The sequence below is a fragment of the Longimicrobium sp. genome, assembly GCA_036377595.1.
Taxonomy (GTDB): Bacteria; Gemmatimonadota; Gemmatimonadetes; order Longimicrobiales; family Longimicrobiaceae; genus Longimicrobium.
This window is the reverse complement of record DASUYB010000013.1, coordinates 1-17,331: the sequence shown is the minus strand read 5'-3', so window position 1 is coordinate 17,331 and position 17,331 is coordinate 1. Positions and strand designations below refer to the sequence as shown.

At 72.1% G+C, this 17,331-nt stretch carries 15 protein-coding genes; 11 read left to right on the top strand and 4 right to left on the bottom strand.

Going from position 1 to position 17,331, the window contains the following annotated elements; translation table 11 throughout:
* Nucleotides 1–374: 374 nt before the first annotated feature.
* The 6 genes from VF092_01570 to VF092_01545 all read left to right on the top strand — a co-directional run bounded on the left by VF092_01570 (nt 375) and on the right by VF092_01545 (nt 3,726).
* On the top strand, nt 375–1,838 hold the full coding sequence (locus VF092_01570) for a radical SAM protein (protein HEX6745972.1): 1,464 nt from the start codon (nt 375–377) through the stop codon (nt 1,836–1,838).
* Between the two features lie 78 nt (nt 1,839–1,916).
* On the top strand, nt 1,917–2,072 hold the full coding sequence (locus VF092_01565) for a hypothetical protein (GenBank protein HEX6745971.1): 156 nt from the start codon (nt 1,917–1,919) through the stop codon (nt 2,070–2,072).
* A 161-nt stretch (nt 2,073–2,233) separates the two neighbouring features.
* Nucleotides 2,234–2,395, top strand: coding sequence for a hypothetical protein (locus VF092_01560; protein ID HEX6745970.1), 162 nt, complete (start codon nt 2,234–2,236; stop codon nt 2,393–2,395).
* A gap of 482 nt (nt 2,396–2,877) precedes the next feature.
* A complete protein-coding gene (locus VF092_01555; GenBank protein ID HEX6745969.1) occupies nt 2,878–3,081 on the top strand; it encodes a hypothetical protein in 204 nt (67 codons plus the stop codon).
* A gap of 92 nt (nt 3,082–3,173) precedes the next feature.
* Nucleotides 3,174–3,338 carry a hypothetical protein gene (locus tag VF092_01550; GenBank protein ID HEX6745968.1) on the top strand — a complete coding sequence of 55 codons (165 nt, stop codon included), beginning with the start codon at nt 3,174–3,176 and terminating at the stop codon, nt 3,336–3,338.
* Between the two features lie 208 nt (nt 3,339–3,546).
* Nucleotides 3,547–3,726: a hypothetical protein gene (locus tag VF092_01545; GenBank protein HEX6745967.1), complete on the top strand. Its 180-nt coding sequence runs from the start codon at nt 3,547–3,549 to the stop codon at nt 3,724–3,726.
* A 90-nt stretch (nt 3,727–3,816) separates the two neighbouring features.
* Here VF092_01545 and VF092_01540 read toward each other — a convergent pair whose 3' ends face one another.
* From VF092_01540 to VF092_01525, 4 genes are all read right to left on the bottom strand, one after another.
* Nucleotides 3,817–5,328, bottom strand: coding sequence for a S41 family peptidase (locus tag VF092_01540; GenBank protein HEX6745966.1), 1,512 nt, complete (start codon nt 5,326–5,328; stop codon nt 3,817–3,819).
* Between the two features lie 95 nt (nt 5,329–5,423).
* Nucleotides 5,424–6,311 (bottom strand): hypothetical protein, encoded by an 888-nt coding sequence (locus tag VF092_01535; GenBank protein ID HEX6745965.1) that lies wholly within the window; start codon nt 6,309–6,311, stop codon nt 5,424–5,426.
* Between the two features lie 175 nt (nt 6,312–6,486).
* On the bottom strand, nt 6,487–7,728 hold the full coding sequence (locus VF092_01530; protein HEX6745964.1) for a YihY/virulence factor BrkB family protein: 1,242 nt from the start codon (nt 7,726–7,728) through the stop codon (nt 6,487–6,489).
* 209 nt (nt 7,729–7,937) lie between these two features.
* Entirely contained in the window at nt 7,938–10,457 is a 2,520-nt protein-coding gene (locus VF092_01525; protein HEX6745963.1) for a bifunctional YncE family protein/alkaline phosphatase family protein, read from the bottom strand.
* A 317-nt stretch (nt 10,458–10,774) separates the two neighbouring features.
* Here VF092_01525 and VF092_01520 point away from each other — a divergent pair, with 317 nt between their 5' ends.
* The 5 genes from VF092_01520 to VF092_01500 form a co-directional block, all read left to right on the top strand.
* The gene (locus VF092_01520; protein HEX6745962.1) at nt 10,775–11,065 is read left to right on the top strand and encodes a 2TM domain-containing protein; all 291 of its coding nucleotides are present in this window, start codon (nt 10,775–10,777) and stop codon (nt 11,063–11,065) included.
* A 31-nt stretch (nt 11,066–11,096) separates the two neighbouring features.
* Nucleotides 11,097–12,377, top strand: a complete 1,281-nt coding sequence (locus VF092_01515; GenBank protein ID HEX6745961.1) for a DUF4010 domain-containing protein — start codon at nt 11,097–11,099, stop codon at nt 12,375–12,377.
* 989 nt (nt 12,378–13,366) lie between these two features.
* A complete protein-coding gene (gene alaS, locus VF092_01510) occupies nt 13,367–16,000 on the top strand; it encodes an alanine--tRNA ligase (protein HEX6745960.1) in 2,634 nt (877 codons plus the stop codon).
* 168 nt (nt 16,001–16,168) lie between these two features.
* Complete coding sequence (locus VF092_01505) at nt 16,169–16,501, top strand: hypothetical protein (protein HEX6745959.1); 333 nt, start codon at nt 16,169–16,171, stop codon at nt 16,499–16,501.
* A gap of 195 nt (nt 16,502–16,696) precedes the next feature.
* A partial coding sequence (locus tag VF092_01500) for an IS630 family transposase (protein HEX6745958.1) occupies nt 16,697–17,331 on the top strand: 635 nt, incomplete at its 3' end.

Genomic DNA, 17,331 nt, shown 5'->3' with positions numbered 1-17,331 from the left:
GGAGAACTGCGATCGGTTCTCTGTGCCTCCGTGTTCTCCGTGCCCTCCGTGAGATTGTTTTTTATGGATCTCGTATGACGAACAGTCTCCTGCACGCGCCCCCGCACCTGCGGGGGCTTTTGATTTCTCCTCCGCCGAGGCGGCGAGATGGGCGCCCATCGAACCGTGGAGAAGCGGGGCGCGGGTAGAGCCGGGGCTCTAGGAGTAGACCCGGGCCGCTGGACGGAGCGCGCCGGCCGATCCCCGTCGGAACGACCAACCGCATACGTGACAATGGCTTGCATTTAACGCCAGAATCGGCCTGACTCCTGCCCATTCCCCGCCTACCCGGCGCCGCCGGCCGGGCACCCCAGGACAGCATGGAGATCCCCGCGATGAAGCCGACCATCGACATGCAGGTGTCGCCGTACGACCGCGGCGCGCCCGAGACGCCCGTGACGCTGGTCAAGCTCGGCTACACGCCGGGCCAGCGCTGGGTGCCCTCGCGCTACAACGCGCGCACGGTGGTCGAGGACGGCCGGCTCATCCTGTGGAACACCTTCACCGGCGCCATCAGCGTGTTCGGCGCGCGCGACGCCGACCGCGTGCTGGCCTGGCTGGACTCGGGCGGCAGCCGCGGCAAGCTGGACTCCACCGGCGAGTACCTGCACCGGCGCGGCTACCTCGTGCGCGACACGGTCAGCGAGATGGACCGCTTCCGCTACCGCTGGGCGCAGGAGCAGTGGAGGACCGACAAGCTCGAGCTGATCCTGCTGACCAGCGAGGACTGCAACTTCCGCTGCGTCTACTGCTACGAGAAGTTCGCCCGCGGCACCATGACGCCCGAGGTGCGCCAGGGGCTGATGGCGCTGACGCGGAACCGCGCCCCCACGCTGCGCGAGCTGCAGGTGTCGTGGTTCGGCGGCGAGCCGCTGTACGGGTGGGAGGCGGTGGAGGAGCTGGCGCCGGTGTTCCACGACGTCTCGCGCCAGCACGGGATACACTACCGCCAGCACATGACCACCAACGGCTACCTCCTCACCGAGGAGCGGGCCACCAGGCTGCTGGGGTGGGGGCTGCGCGACTGGCAGATCACCATCGACGGCCTCCCCGAGGACCACGACTGCAAGCGCGTGGGGCGCGACGGCAGCGGCACCTACTCCACCATCCTCGACAACCTGCGCTCGCTGCGCGATCGCCGCGGCGAGGAGTTCAAGGTCAAGGTCCGCGTCAACTTCGACCACAGGAACTTCCCCCGCCTGGGCGCCTTCCTCGAGGCACTGTCCGAGGACTTCGCCGGCGACCCGCGCTTCGTGCTGCGCTTCCGCGCCGTGGGCAAGTGGGGCGGGAGCAACGACGACAACCTCGACACCTGCGGGCTGGGCGAGGACCGCCGGGTGGCGCAGATGCTCCAGAAGAAGGCCGACGAGGTGGGGCTCACGCAGGAGGGCGGGATCCACCAGATGGCCACGCTGGGCAGCGGCGTGTGCTACGCCGCGCGCCCGTACTCCTTCATCGTGGGCGCGCACGGCGACCTGATGAAGTGCACGGTGGCGCTGTACGAGGAGGCCAGCAACGTGGTGGGGAAGGTGCTTCCCGACGGCACCCTGGAGCTGAAGGACGACCACATGCTCCGCTGGGTGAACCCCGCCTACGAGACCGACCAGCTCTGCCAGCACTGCCACGTCCTGCCGGTGTGCCAGGGCGCGCACTGCCCGCTCACCCGCATCACCGACAACCGCCGCACCTGCTGCGGGATCAAGGGCACGCTCAAGCAGGAGATGCGCTTTACCCTGGCGGAGCACGACCGGGCGCGGGCGGCGGCGGCCGCCCCGGCCCTGGCGGCCGCGCAGGCCTGACCGCGGCCGTCCGGGCCGCGCCACCCGGGAGCGCCGACCCCCGGCGCCCCCCATTCATCCCAGCGAGGAGACGGGACGATGTCCGACAAGAAGCGACTGGACCCCGAGGCGGTGGAAGTGGACTCGCTGGAGGTGGAGGAGCTCGACCAGGTGGCCGGCGGCGAGACCGACGTCAACCAGAACTGCCACAGCTGCACCTGCCCGCCGGCGCAGAAGGAGCCGATCTTCGTGTAGCCCCCGCCCGGCGCGGACCACGTCCCGGTCCGCGCCGGAACCTTCCTCCCTCACCCTGCCCGGCGCCGCGCGACCCGGGCGACACGGTGATCCTGGTGTAGTCGCGCGCACGGGGCCCGGCGTGCTCCGGGCCCCCTCACCCCCTTCACGACGAGGACCCCATGTCCGAACCCAGGAAGCTCGATCCCGAACAGATCGACGTCGACTCCCTCGAGGTCGAGGAGCTGGACCAGGTGGCGGGCGGCGAGACCGACGTGAACAAGAACTGCTACAGCTGCACCTGCCCCGCGCGGGATCCGGGCGACACCGTCGTCCTGGCGTAACCGGCCCCCGGCACGAGGCCGCCGTGGCGGCCTTGCGCTCGGCCGGGCACACCATGGCGGAGCCGCGGATGCTCGACCCGCGGGAGCGCGACGCCGACCCGGTCGAGGCCGAAGCGCCCGACGCCGCGGCAGGCGGCGCGCTGGACGAAAACAGGAACTGCTACAGCCGCACCCACCCGGCGTAGCGCCGCGGGGCCCGGGAGCCATCCCGGTCCGCCGCGGCACCGGCGGATCGCCCCCGCCGCCGCCCGTCCGGCGGCGGGACGGCCGTTCCACCGTCCCCACCTCCGCTCCGTCCGCCCGGCGACGCCGGGTCGACGTCCTCCCGGAGCCGGCCCGGCCGGAAGCCTCGCGTCTCCACGCACGCGCCGGGCCGCGGCATCGCGAGACGCGATTGCCCGGATCCGGGAATCTTCCCCCGATGGCGGCGCGGGGACGGTCCCCTCCCGCCGGGAGCGCCCATGACGGCAAAGGCGGCGTCCATGAAGCATCGCATCAGCCTGCGGCCGCAGGAGATCGTGGTCGAGTCGCTCGAAGTGCACGAGCTCGACTACCTGGTCACGGCCGACGAGGTGGGAAACATCAACGAAGGCACCTGCACCTGCCAGTGCAGCGTCACCTGCCATTGGCTGGCATGCGCGCTGTCGCTGGAGTGCGGGCCCGTGCCCGAGGGAGCGGCGGAGTAGGGCCGGCCCCCGACGCGCCGGCGGGCCGGCCGCGCCGTACGCACCGGCGGCCTGCCGGGGAGGGACCCAACCATCAACCCGTGGAGGCGGTGATGACGGAGAAGAAGCGGATGAACCCCGAGGAGATCGAGGTCGACTCGCTCGAGGTGGAGGAGCTGGACCAGGTGGCCGGCGGCGAGACCGACATCAACCAGAACTGCCACAGCTGCACCTGCCCGCCCAGGCAGCAGGCCCCGGCCGAGCCGATCCTGGTGTGAGCCGCGCAACGGTGGCCGGAGCGGCCGTCCTCCCCCTCCCGGGGCGGACGGCCGCTCCCGCACCCCGGACCCACGACCGGGATGACCTCCCGTTCGTGGGAATTCCCGGATCGATCCACGCTTCCCCGGCGCCCCCCGGCGTGGCCCATGCCACACCGCGCGAGCGGGCGCGGCCCACCACCCCTTCCCTATCGCGGAGGAGGACGCAATGACCGAGAAGAAGCGGCTGGACCCCGAGGCCATCGACGTCGACTCGCTCGAGGTCGAGGAGCTGGACCAGGTGGCTGGCGGCGAGACCGACGTCAACCAGAACTGCTACAGCTGCACGTGCCCGCCGAAGCAGCAGGAGCCGATGATCAACGACACGGTCTACCGGTACTATGCGTGATGGGCACCCCGCACGGCACGGCGGCCGCGCTTCTTCCGATGCGCGGCCGCCGTCGTTTGGGGATGGTGTCTCGCCGCGAAGCGAGGCGGATCACCAGCGCGCGTACCCGGCCAGGATCCAGCGGCGCAGCGCCCCGGTGTCGCCGATCTCGCCGGGATAGGGGACCCGCGGCGCGTATGCCTGATTGTTCAGCCGCCGCCGGTTGCGGTACACCTTCATCGGGTAGCCGATGGAGCTGAGGCCGCTGGGGAGGGGGCGGCCCCAGTTCTCCATGTAGTCGGTGTCCACGCCCGTCGTCTCGCCCACCTGGACGATGGCGGGATGGAGACGGACGACGTCGAGGAAGTCCAGGCAGGCGCTGAAGCACGAGGCGGTGGTGACCACCACCACGCGCCCGGGGACAGCCGGCGGCGCGGGAAGCGGCACGCCGGTGCGGCGCGCGGCGTGGCCGTACAGCGCGTCTCCGCGGGCCAGCGCCGCCGCCAGCGAGTCGGCCAGCGCGCGGGCGTCGGCCACCGCCTCGCTGTTGGCGCCGTGGCGCTGCTCCGACTCGCGCACCGCCGCGCGCGCCGTCTCCACGTTGTCGCGCGACACGCGGTACTCGGTGTAGACGCCGTCGCGGAGGTAGGCGCGGGCGGCGTCGACCCACGGCTTGCCGAAGACGGCGGACGCCACCTGGTCGGCCCACACCGACGACCCGCCCGAGTTGCCGCGCAGGTCGATCACCATCACCCCCCACCCGCGGTTGCGCTCCGTCTCCGCGCGCAGCGAGTCGGTCAGCGCGTTCATCGCCGCCACCTCGCTGTCGGCCGACGCGTAGAAGCTGGGGACGTTCACCCACAGCGTCCGCCCGCCGTCCATCCGCTCCAGCGCCGGGCGCAGCACGGGGAGCGCGGCCACGCGCAGCACCCGCGCGCGCACCTCCTGCGGAGCGGCGTCGCGCCACTGCAGGGGGAGGGTGATGGCGCGGCCGCCCGCGCGGAAGCGGCACTCGGCCGGCCCCGGCGGCGTGGGCGGGCCGTAGTCCACCAGCAGCAGCGGCGCGTAGGTGTGCCAGTCGGCCTGCACGCCGGGCCGGCCGCGCCACGACAGCACCCGGTCGGCGAACACCCGCGCGGCCGGCACTCCCCCGCACGCCTCCACCATCGCCCCGCGCAGCTCCGCGGCCTGCGCACCGTAGCGCTCGTCGGCCTCGCGCACCACGAAGGCGCCACCGCGATACACGGGATAGAGCCCCGCCTCGCGCAGCTGCGCCACGGGCCGGGTGCCACCGATGTTGAGGTGCGCGTCCTGGAAGCGGTTGCCGAAGCGCGACAGAGCGATGCGGTAGGACGCGTAGCTGTTCACGCCCGGCGCGGCCGCCCGCGCCTCGCGGTACGCCGACTCCAGCGTGCGGCGGAAGGCAGGGTTGCGCGCGTCCACGGCGCCGGGGTGGTTGGCGGCGATCACCGCGCGCGCCGTGTCGAGGTCCATGCGGAACACCGCGCTCCACGCGGTATCCGCGTGGGCGGGGAGTACCGGCGCGCTGCCGGCCTGGGCGTGGACGCCGGCGGCGCGTACAGCCACCGCCGCGGCGAGCAGCACCGCCGTTCGCTTGGGCATGGGACGCATGGAAGGGATCGGTCGCAGGTCGAACGGATCGCGGTGGGCGGGAGAAAATGACTGCAAAAATCAGCCCGGCGGCCCACTCCACCCGTTTACCCGCCCGGCTCCGTGCCCCCGGCGTTCGGGGAGGGGCGATCGCCCTTGCCGCCGAGGCGCGCCAGCACGGCGAGCCCGCGCAGGTGCTCGCGCACGCCGTCGAGCCCCGATGCGCGGTAGATGCGCAGCAGCTGCTTGTACTTGTCGTCGAACCAGAGGCCGTTGTCCGCCTTCCAGATGTGCTTGGCCACGAGCCACTGCAGCGACGACATCTGGTGGTCCTGCGTGGCGCGGTCCTCCGCCTGCGGCGCGTCCATCGGCGTCAGCGCGTAGGTCGCCGCGGCGGGGACGACCAGCAGCTGGGCGAAGGGCTCGCCGTTGCGGAACACGTGCGTCTCGCCGGGGCGCGGCGCCTTGAACACGGCGAAGAACATCCGCGGCCAGAAGCGCTCGATGTGCCCGGGAACGGCGCACGGCACCTCGCCGGTGGTGTCGGTATAGAAGCGCGGATGCGACTCGATGCGCAGCACGTAGCCGGGTGGCGGCAGGATGTCGATGGCCGTGGTCATCCCGTAGTGGTGCGGCGCGAAGGTGCCGAAGGGGACCTCCACCCGCTGCCCCTTCCCCTCCGCCCGCGCGATCTCGTCCGAGAAATCGCCCTCGAAGCGCACCACGCCGTCGCCGCCGCGAGTCACGCGGCACTCCGTCTCGAACGCGTAGACCAGCTCGATGCCGTACGTGGCCGCGTCCACGAACGGACGGCAGTGCCACGGCTGCGGGCGCGCGCCGTCCTCCGCCGCGCCTTCCTCACCCGCCCAGCCGGGGATGGCCAGGCGGATGCGGCGCGGCGGCCGCCCCTCGTTCCACGCGCGGTACCTCAGCTCGATCCGCCGCGGCTCGGCCTGCGCCTGGGGATCGGGGGATTCGGGTGGGGATGACGGCATCGCTCTGCGGACGGGGGATGGACGAGGAATCGGCTGCCACAAGCTAAGTCCCGTCTCCGCCGATACAAGACGGAACAGAAAGGATCACAGGGAGGGAACGGAGGAAACGGAGAACTCATCGCGGTCCTCCGTTCCCTCCGTTTCCTCCGTGTGATCCTTTCGTCAGCTCACGCGATCACGCCACGTCGTCCTCGCGCCGCCTTGGCTCGGCGATCTGGCCGGGGGCGCGGGGCTCGGCGCCCTTGGGCAGGTCGCCCGCGGAGACGGGGTGGATGCCGGAGCCGCCCACCGCCTCGCGCCGGCCCACGCCTCCGCCGGGGAGGCCGCGCTCGTTCTCGGGCGTGTGCTCGGGCTCGCGATCGCGCTTCGCGGCGGCCATCGCGCGCTCGGAGACCTGCGCGGGCGTCGACACCGGCTCCTGCCGCGGGATCGCCGTCGTCCGCGCGCCGCGATCGCGATCTCCCTCCCTGCGCGAGCCGCGGGCGCGCTCCGTTGCGGCCGCGCGCGGGCGGGAGGCGTCGCCCGCGTCGTCGGCCATCGCCACGGCTCCCTCCTCGGGGCGGATCCCCTCGCCGCGGGTGGTGGCCCAGGTCTGCGTGAACTCGGCGCCGAAGAGCACGATCATGGCCGAGTAGTAGATCCACACCAGGATCACCGCCAGCGACCCGGCCGCGCCGTACGCCTTCCCCGGGTTGCTGTTCCCCAGGTAGATGCCCAGCGCCGCCTTGCCGACCTCGAACAGCACCGCCGTCACCAGCGCGCCCACCCACACGTCCTTCCAGGCGATCTCCGCGTCCGGCAGCACCTTGAAGATGGCGGCGAAGAGGAGGAAGACCACGGTGATGGCCACCAGCTCGCCGACGATCCACGCCACCACCTGCGACCCGCCGGGGATCAGCGCGCCGATCCAGTGGCCGACGGCGGAGAGCGCCGCGCTCAGGGCCAGGGAGACGAGGAGGAGGAAGGCGATCCCCAGCACCATCCCCAGCGACAGCACGCGCTTGGTGATGAAGTTCTTCAGCCCGCCGGCCTCGGGATCGGGCTCCACCTCCCAGGCGCGGTTGAGCGCGGCCTGCAGCTGCAGGAAGGCCCCCGTGGCGCCCAGGACCAGCGCGCCGATCCCCAGGATCGTGCCCATGGGGCCGCCGCCGGGCTGCTTGGCCTGGGTGATCATGGTCAGCACCATGCGCGCGCCGTCGCCGCCCATCATCCGCCCCACCTCGCCGCTGAGCGCGGCCTGCACCTGGTCGCGGCTGACGAACGCGCTCACCAGCATCAGGATGAGGATCAGCAGCGGCGGCAGGGCGAACACGGTGTAGTACGCGAGCGCCGCCGCCATCCGCGGGCACTCGTCGTCGCCGAAGTCCTTCGCCGAGCGCTTGACCAGCTGGAACGCGTCCTTCGCATTGATCGCCATCGCTCCCACCTTCGCCACACGTTCCCGTCGCAACCAGGGGCGGCGCAGGCACTTGCAAGCCCGGTTCCAACATCCGCGCAACCTCTCCGCCCGCGAATCAGGATCTGAAAAGAAGAGGCTCATATCACACGGAGGGAACGGAGGAAACGGAGGAACGATTCACTCGCCCCTCCGTTTCCTCCGTTCCCTCCGTGTGATTTCCCCTTCTTCTACCGTCCGATCGCCTCGAGCGCGGGCATGCGGCGCGTGCCGGGATAGGGCACGCCGGGGCCCTTGATCGCCTCCCAGAGGATGCGGTTGAAGAGCTCCTCGTCGGCCACGTCCTCCATGCGCAGGTCGAGCCGCGCGCTGGCGCGGGCGAGCGCGGTGTTCGGCGGGTTCTTCTCGTCCAGCGGCTGGACGGGGGTGATGGCGGCGTACGGCGACAGGTCCGGCTCCGCCGCCCAGATCTCGCGCAGCGGCCGCCCGAAGCCGTCGAAGTGGCTGAGCGACTGCAGCCCCAGGATCTCCTCGATGGTGCGGATCACGTCCGTCGTGTTGGCGAAGCGGCTGACGGTGCCGGGGCGGTTCCACGCGCTGATCACCAGGAGCAGCGAGCGGTGCGAGTCCACGTGGTCGGGGCCGTTCTGCGCGTCGTCCTCCAGCACGAACATCACCGTGCTGCGCCAGAACGGGCTGCGGCTGAGCGCCTCCACCATCCGCCCCAGCGCCAGGTCGTTGTCGGCGAAGGCCGCGCGCGGCGTGGGCGCCCCGGCGCGCGCGCCCGAGGTGTGGTCGTTGGGCAGCCGCACGATCTCCAGCGCCGGCATCTGCCCCCGCCGCGCGTGCTCCCGCAGCTCCTCGATCCAGATGTCCGCGCGCCGCTGGTCGGGGATCCACTGGTCGAAGCCGGGGAAGCGGGGATGGGTCGTCCCCGCCAGCGCGCGCTTCGTCCCCACGTAATGGGTGACGCGGCCGCTGTCGTTGCGCGCGGAGACCACGAACTCGCCGTAGTTGCGCAGCGTGATCCCCCTGCGCACCGCCAGGTCCCACAGGTAGCCGCTGGCCGGCTCGTTCACGTCGTCGCCGGGGATGTCGCTCACCTCCCATCCCCCGTTCGTCCCCTCGTAGTCGTACGTCCGCCCGCGGCTGGAGTACTGCGAAGGCACGGTCTTCTGCAGGTAGTCGGTCGTGTACGCGGCGGTGGACCAGTTGTGGCCGTCGGGGCTGACCTCGGCGTTCACGAAGAAGCGGTCGAACAGCCCGAAGCGCCGCGCCAGCGCCTTGTGGTTGGGCGCCGAGCGCGGGCCGAAGAAGAGCAGCGTGGTGTCCCCATCGCCCTCCGGCAGGTCGCCGAACACCTGGTCGTACGTGCGGTTCTCCTTGATGACGTAGATGACGTGGGTGAAGGGGGGATAGGCGAAGGCGGTGCGCGGCCGGTCCCACCCGTTGGCCCGCGCCACCCGCGCGGTGAGCGCCGCCAGCTCGCCGCCGGATGCGCCCGCCAGCGGCGCCGCCATCAGCGTGCCGGAGATCTGGCGCTGCGTGGTGTTGCCGCGGCCGCCCTGGTGCATGATGGTCCCCGTCGGCTGCGGCCCGTCGGGGTTCGCCATCGTCCCCCGCCCCTTCCCGCTGGCGACCAGCAGCGTCCGGCCCACCGCGGCGATCGCCGAGGGATACCACCCGGCCGGGATCCGCCCCGCCAGCCGGTCGTTCCCCCGCGCAGCGGGGATGCCCGAGGTGGCCGCGGAGAGGTCGAACACGCCGGCCGCGTTCGCGTCGCCCTCGGCCACGAAGAGCCGCGTGCCGTCGGCGGAGAGGGCGAGCGCGTTGGGCGTGCTCCCCTCGTGCGGCCCGGCCGGCGGCCCGTCGTCGAGCTGGGCGATCACCCGACGCGTGCGCGTGTCCACCACGGCGATGCGGTCCGTCGACGCCGACGCGGCGAAGAGGCGCGTCCCCGCGCGGTTCAGCAGCAGCGACGAGGGATGGCGGCCGACGGCGATCCGCCCCGCGGAGACGAGCCGGCCGCCGCGCCGCGCGAACGCCGACACCGTGGCCCCGCCCCACGCGGAGACGTAGACGCGCCCGTCCGGGGCGACGGCGACGCCGTAGGGATACGGCTCCGTGGCGAAGCGCCGCGTGACGCGGCCGGTGGAGAGGTCGACCACCGCCATCGAGTCGGCCAGGTTCTCGGCCACGTACAGCCACCGCCCGTCGGGCGAGACGCCGATCCCCGACGGGTAGCGCGTCCCGCTCTTCCCCGGCTGCTTCACCGCCAGGACGAGCGAGTCGCGCAGCGTGGCCGCGCCGTTCGCCCAGGCATAGCGGTAGACGACGTCCTGGTTGCCCCCCGACGCGTACAGCGTGCGCCCGTCCGGCGAAAAGGCGAGCCCCACGAACGCCGCGGGCTGGTCGACCGTCTGCAGCACGCGGCCGTTGAGATCCGCCACCTGCAGCCCCTGCTGCCGCCACCCGCAGATCAGCATCACCACGCGGTCGCCCTCGGGCGCGGGGAGCATGGCCAGCGGCATCGGCCCCACGTCGGTCATCGGCGCGGCGGGGTCGAGGGTCGCACCCGTCGGCAGCCGCGGCCGCAGCGAGTCGCGCGACACCGTCCGCAGCGGCGCCGGCGCCGCTGCGGGCACAGGGGCTGCGGCGGGCGGCGCGGGTGTGGGGGTGGGAGATGGGGATGACGGCGCGCACGCGGCGATCGCGGCGCAGGCACACAGTACGACGGTACGACGGCTCATCCGCGGGCTCCAGCGGTCCATGGGGATTGGACGTTCTGGGATATTGGGGGATTCTAATGTTCCGCGCCCGGCGCGCCAGCCACGAATCGATCACATTAGAAATCGTTAGATCTCACGCGGAGGCGCGGAGACGCGGAGGAGGTGCCGATGCTCCTCCGCGGCTCCGCGTGAGATTCCATCCCCCTCCGTGTGAGGCATTTCCTCGCCTCGACGCGGCCTCCCGCCCGACAGCGCATCCATCGCACTCCCGACATCCGTCCCCGCATCTCCCGCATAAGCTTGGATCGGCAGGCGTTTCAACCCGAAGGGAGGGAACGATGACGGAGCAGGAACGGATCGACTGGGCGCACCGCGACGCGGCCGAGTTGCGCGGCTTCTATTCCCACCTCACGCTGTACATGGGAGTGATGCTGCTGCTGGCGCTGGTCGACGCCGCCACCGGCCGCGGCTGGTGGGTGCAGTGGCCGGCGATGGGGTGGGGCGTGGGGATCGTGTCGCACTGCGTGGCGATGGCCGGCAGGCGCTGGTGGGGCCCCGAGTGGGAGGAGCGGAAGGTGGCCGACCTGCTCGCCCGCGAGGCCGGCCGCGCGCCGGGCTCCGCGCGGTGACCGCCGTGCCCGCGCGGGCGGGACGGCCGGGGTGATCGCCGGGGCCGAGCGCCTGGCCGTGGCGGCGCTGGTCGGCGCCGCCGTGGGGATCGAGCGCGAGTGGTCCGGCCACGCCTCGGGCCCGCACGCCCGGTTCGCCGGCGCGCGCACCTTCTTCCTCCTGGGCCTGACCGGCGGCGTGGCGGGAACGCTGGCCGGCGGGCCGCTGCTGCCGCTGGCCGTCGCGCTCCTCGCCGGCGGTGCCGCGCTCTCCGTGGCCGGCTACCTCGCCGCCGCGAGACGCCGGGGCGACGGCGAGGCGGTGGACGGGACCACCGAGGCCGCCGCGCTGGCGGTGCTCGCCCTCGGCACCCTGGCGGGCACCGGCGAGGAGGCGCTGGCCAGCGGCGCGGCAGCCGTCGTCGTCCTGGCGCTCAGCGAGAAGGCGCGCCTGCACCGCGCCGTGCGCGCGATCGACGCCGACGAGTTGCGGGGCGCGCTGCAGTTCGCCGTGCTGGCACTGGTCGTCCTCCCCCTCCTTCCCGACGGCAGCTACGGCCCGTTGGGCGGCATCCGCCCGCGCGGGCTGTGGATCGTCGTCCTCCTCTTCAGCGGCCTCAACTTCGCCGGGTACCTGGCGCGCCGCGCGGTGGGCGCCGAGCGCGGCTACGGCGTGGCGGGGATGCTGGGCGGGCTCATCTCCTCCACCGCCGTCACCCTCCACTTCTCGCGCCTGAGCCGCCGCGAGCCCGAGATGGCGCGGCCGCTGGCGTCGGGCGTGGTCGGCGCGTGCACCGTGCTGCTGCCGCGCATCGCCGTCCTCACCGCCATCCTCAACCCGGCGGTGACGGTGGCGCTCGCGCCCTACCTCGCGCCCCCGCTGCTGGCCGGCGGCGCGATGGTGGCGTGGTCGCTCCTGCGCCCCGGGCCCGCCGCGGCCGCCGCCCCGCCGCAGCCTCGCAGCCCGCTGAACCTGTGGACCGCCATCCAGATGGCGGTGGCCTTCCAGCTCGTCCTCTACGCCGTCGCCTTCGTCCGCCAGACCTGGGGGAGCCCGGGCGTGCTGGCGAGCGCCGCCGCGCTGGGGCTCACCGACATGGACGCGCTGACGCTGTCGATGAGCCGCCTGGGCCCCACCGCCGCCGCGGCCGCGCTCGGCGCGCGGGCCATCGCCATCGGCATCCTCGCCAACACGGCGCTGAAGCTGGCTGTGACGCTGGCGCTCGGCTCGCCGTCTTTCCGGCGGACGGCGGGCGCGGGGCTGGCGCTGATGGCGGCGGCGGTGGGCGCGGGGCTCTGGCTGGGCGCGCGCGTGACGCTGGCGCCGCCCTGACGCGGCCGGAGTTGCGGGACGGCGCCGGGGGCGACAGGTTTGTCGCCGAATCCCTCGAAAACGGTGCGTCACAACCCGGCTGTCCCGCGCGTTGAAGCGTGACGGAGCTGCGGTGGAATCGATACGCACGTGGCACCGTTCTTGAGAGACCGAATGTCAGGAATGCGCCCGTCCGGCTGGAGGGCGCGGCGGCGCGCGCTCGCCGCCCAGGCTGTCAACCCGCGAACGCATCTCCATGGGAATCGCCGCAGGCGCCATCGTGCTAGGGGTGGGGTGGTGGGTGATCCGGCAGGTGATGGCTCCTGCCTGCCCTCGCTGCAAGTCGAAGAAGTGGGACCGCAAGTTGTGCTATCCGTTGCTGTTGTGCCGGCGCTGCGCCACGCGCGCCGACCAGCACGGCCGCGCGTACAACTGATCCCGCGCGCATCTCCGCACGAACCGGCGGCGTCCGTCCCCACTCCGGGGCGGGCGCCGCCGCGTTTTCGCGCCGCAACCTCCGTCGCGATTCCGCACAGCGTGTATGGGACCGGAACAGTTTGCCGGAATCGCCTTCGCCTGAAATCAGTGCAGGCGATGCTGCGGAACGAAGAAAGGGGACCGGCGCGGAGGCCCTCTCCCCCCGGGCCCCCTCCCCCAAAACCGACTGGGGGAGGGGGAGACCTCAGCGTGGGGAGAGGCTTCGGCTCGATCCGGGACGGATCCTGCCCGCCCGGCTGACCCCCTCCCCCGGCCCTCCCCCGCTGCGCAGGAGAGGGGAGAACAGAAGGCAGGGTGTGCGCTGAGTTGCAGTTGCAGTTCACCTCTCCTGCTGTCGGGAGAGGTCGAAAATCCGGAAGGGCCGAGACGGGGGTTATGTCTCGGCCCTTCCGGATTTTCGGGTGAGGGCCTTGCGGGGCCGCCGCCCGCGCCGGTTCGGCCTTGAGACCGTCCCCCGCGGCAGGTTAAGTTGTCGAAGGACCATCAACCGCAAGCCTTTTCCTGACGGATACATGCGCTCCGACGAGATCCGCGCCGCATTCCTGGACTACTTCGCCCGCCAGGGCCACGAGGTACGCCCCAGCTCGTCCCTCGTCCCCGCCGACGACCCCACGCTGCTGTTCACCAACGCGGGGATGGTGCCGTTCAAGAAGGTGTTCCTGGGGATGGAGGACCCCGGCTACACCCGCGCGGCCACCAGCCAGAAGTGCGTGCGCGCCGGCGGCAAGCACAACGACCTCGAGAACGTGGGCTACACGGCCCGGCACCACACGTTCTTCGAGATGCTGGGCAACTTCTCGTTCGGCGACTACTTCAAGCACGACGCCATCCGCTTCGCCTGGGAGCTGCTGACCGAGGTCTTCGGGATGCCCAAGGAGCGCCTCTGGGCCACCGTGCACTACACCGACGACGAGGCGGTCGCGCTCTGGAAGGAGATCAGCGGGCTCCCCGAGGCGCGCATCTTCAAGCTGGGCGACAAGGACAACTTCTGGCAGATGGCCGACACCGGCCCCTGCGGCCCCTGCAGCGAGATCCACTTCGACATGCGGCCCGAGGGGAAGCGCGGCACCGACGTGTCCCTCGAGGAGTTCGTGGAGGCGAGCGACGCGGGCGAGTTCCTGGAGATCTGGAACCTCGTGTTCATGCAGTACGACCGCGATGCCGACGGCAACCTGACCCCGCTCCCCGCGCCGTCCATCGACACCGGCTCGGGGCTGGAGCGCGTGACCAGCGTGCTGCAGGGCGTCGACTCGAACTACAAGACCGACGTCTTCACCGACATCATCGCCCGCGCGGTGGAGATCGTGGGCATCGACTACGAGTACGACACCCCGCACGGCGCCAGCTACCACGTGCTGGCCGACCACGCGCGCGCGACGGCGTTCCTGCTGGCGGACGGCGTCTTTCCGTCGAACGAGGGGCGCGGCTACGTGCTGCGCCGCATCCTCCGCCGCGCGGTGCGCCACGCCTGGCTGATGGGACGCCGCGAGCCCACCCTCGCCGGCGTGGTGGAGGCGGTGATCGACCGCATGGGCGTGGCCTATCCCGAGCTGCTCGCGCGGCGCGCGTACATCGTCCGCAACACGCGCGCGGAGGAGGAGCGCTTCCTGTCGACCATCGACGCGGGGATGAAGCGCTTCGACGAGGTGGCGCCCCAGGGCGGGAGCGGGATGATCAGCGGCAAGGACGTCTTCAAGCTGTACGACACCTACGGCTTCCCCGTCGATCTCACCGAGCTGATGGCGCGGGAGCGCGGCTACGAGATCGACCTGACCGGTTTCGAGGAGGAGCTCGAGGCGCAGCGCCGCCGCAGCCGCGAGGACCGCGCGGCCAGCGGCATCGCCGTGGAGGCCGACGCCTTCGCCGACGGATGGGAATCGGTGGGCGACGCGGCCGGCGCGGAGCAGGAGTTCGCCGCGTACCGGGCCACGGCGCTCGAGACCGACATCCTGGCGTACCGGTGGATGGACGACGGCCGCATCGCCCTGCAGCTGCGCGAGAACCCGTTCTACGCCGAGAGCGGCGGGCAGATCAGCGACACCGGCCACGTGCACGGCGACCGGTGGACGATGCGCGTGAACGAGGTGCGCAAGGTGGGCGGCCGGATCGCGGTGATCGGGCCGGTGGAGGGAGATTTCTCCGCCAGCCACGTGCGCGCCGAGGTGGAGGAGTCCACGCGCCGCGACACCGAGCGCAACCACACCGCGACGCATCTTCTCCATGCGGCGCTGCGGAAGGTGCTGGGCGAGCACGTGCACCAGATGGGGTCGCTGGTGGCGCCCGACCGGCTGCGCTTCGACTTCTCGCACAACGGCCCGCTGTCGCCCGAGGAGCTCGCGCGGATCGAGGAGATCGTGAACCGCGAGATCTGGCGCAACGACGCGGTGCGCACCGAGGTGATGGGGCTGCACGAGGCCCGCGAGCGCGGCGCCATGGCGCTGTTCGGCGAGAAGTACGGCGACCACGTGCGCGTGGTGGAGATCCCCGGCTTCAGCATGGAGCTGTGCGGCGGCACGCACGTGCGCACCACGGGGCAGATCGGCCTCTTCCGCATCGTCTCGGAAAGCGGCGTGGCGGGCGGCGTGCGCCGCATCGAGGCGGTGACCGGCCCCGGCGCGTACGAGCTGGTCCTGCGTGGCGAGCGCATCCTGCGCGAAGCCGCGTCGGCGCTCCGGACGCGCGAGGAGAACCTGCTGCCCCGCCTGCAGCAGGTGCTGGAGCAGAACCGCGAGCTGCAGCGCCAGCTGGAGCGGGCGCGCACCCAGGGCGGCGGCGACGTGGTCGGCGGGCTGGTGGACGCGGCGCAGAGCGTGGACGGCACGAAGGTGATCGCCACGCCGGTGGACGCGGACAACGCCGACGGCCTGCGCGCGCTGGGCGACCGCGTGCGCGAGCGGCTGGGGAGCGGCGTGGCCGTGCTGGCCGGCGGCGGCGAGCGGCCGATGCTGCTGGCGGTGGTGACGGACGACCTGATCACCCGTGGGCTTCGTGCCGACGCGGTGGTGCGCGAGGTGGCGGCGCTGGCGGGCGGCAAGGGCGGCGGCAAGCCGCACATGGCGCAGGCAGGCGTCGCCCACCCCGAGCGCATCCCCGACGCCCTGGCCGCCGTCGGCGAGGTCGTGCGGAAGATGCTGGCGGGGAAGTAAGTGCCCAGTGCCCAGTGCCCAGTGCCCAGTGACGGAGGCACTCGCACGAGCAGCAGACAGACGTCATCCTGAGGCCGGCCAGACCGTAACCAGCGTACCCACGGTCGGTTGCAGGCCGAAGGATCTATAACCGACCCCACACGACCGCCGACGGAGACGTACGAACGTTTGGCAGAGCCAACCATCTCCCCCGCCGCAGGGTGGCTGCGCGCGAACGCGCCTGAGGCGCCGCCCGCGCTGATGGACGCGATGCTCGCCGCGTTGCCGGCGGACGCGCACGCCCCCGTCGCCGACGCGCTGGCCGCAGCAGCGATGCGGCTGTACGGCGACCTCCGCGGCGGCTCCGGCTGCCGCGAGGACGCGCTCCCGCTCCTCGCGGCGGACGCACTCCTCACCCACGCGCTCCAAGCGCAGGCGGAGGACAATGCCGACGCGCTCGTCGCGTTCTGCGAGCAGTGGGGCGCATCGGGCACGCTGGCTGCGCTCGTGGCCGCCACCTGATCTAGTTATCTCACGCAGAGGACGCAGAGCCGCAGAGGAGGGACGTGCCTTCCTCTGCGGCTCTGCGTCCTCTGGGTGAGATTTTCTTTTTCGATGCCGGTCCCGCACGGCTTGCCGGTCGAAGCATCTCCGCCAATTATTACTCCGGACGATAAATAGTTTGCATATTGCAGACTGGAGCGATATATTGGGGGCATGGAAAATCGTGATGCGCGGTCCCTGTCCCCGGCTGCCCAGGAAGAAAAGCGGCGCATCGCCGTGCACGCGGTGCGAACGTTGGGGATGTCGAAGTCCCAGGCGGCCGGGCTGGTTGGCGTCACCGCACAGGCGGTGCGCAACTGGCTGAAGGCGCATGCGAAAGGCGGCGCGTCCGCCCTGGTGGCACGCAAGCGTGGCCGGCGCCGGGGAGAGAAGAGAAGCCTCTCGCCGGAGCAGGCGGCGGTGATCGCCGAACTGGTGCGCGACCGTTGCCCCGATCAACTGAAGCTGCCCTTCTATCTCTGGACCCGGGCGGCGGTGGCGAAGCTCATCGAGGAGCGCTTCGGGATCGTGATCTCGGAGAAGACGGCGGGGAGGTACCTCAAGGAGTGGGGCTTCACGCCGCAGAAGCCCGCGCGCCGCGCGTACCAGCAGGATCCCAAGGCAGTGGAGCGCTGGCTGAAGGAGGAGTATCCGGCCATTCAGGCTGCGGCCAAGCGCGAGGGAGCACAGATCCAGTGGCTGGACGAGAGCGGGATGCGCTCGGACCACACGGTGGGCACCTCCTTCTCGCCCCGAGGAAAGACGCCGGTGGTGAAGGTCACGGGGAAGCGCTTCGGCTGCAGCATGAT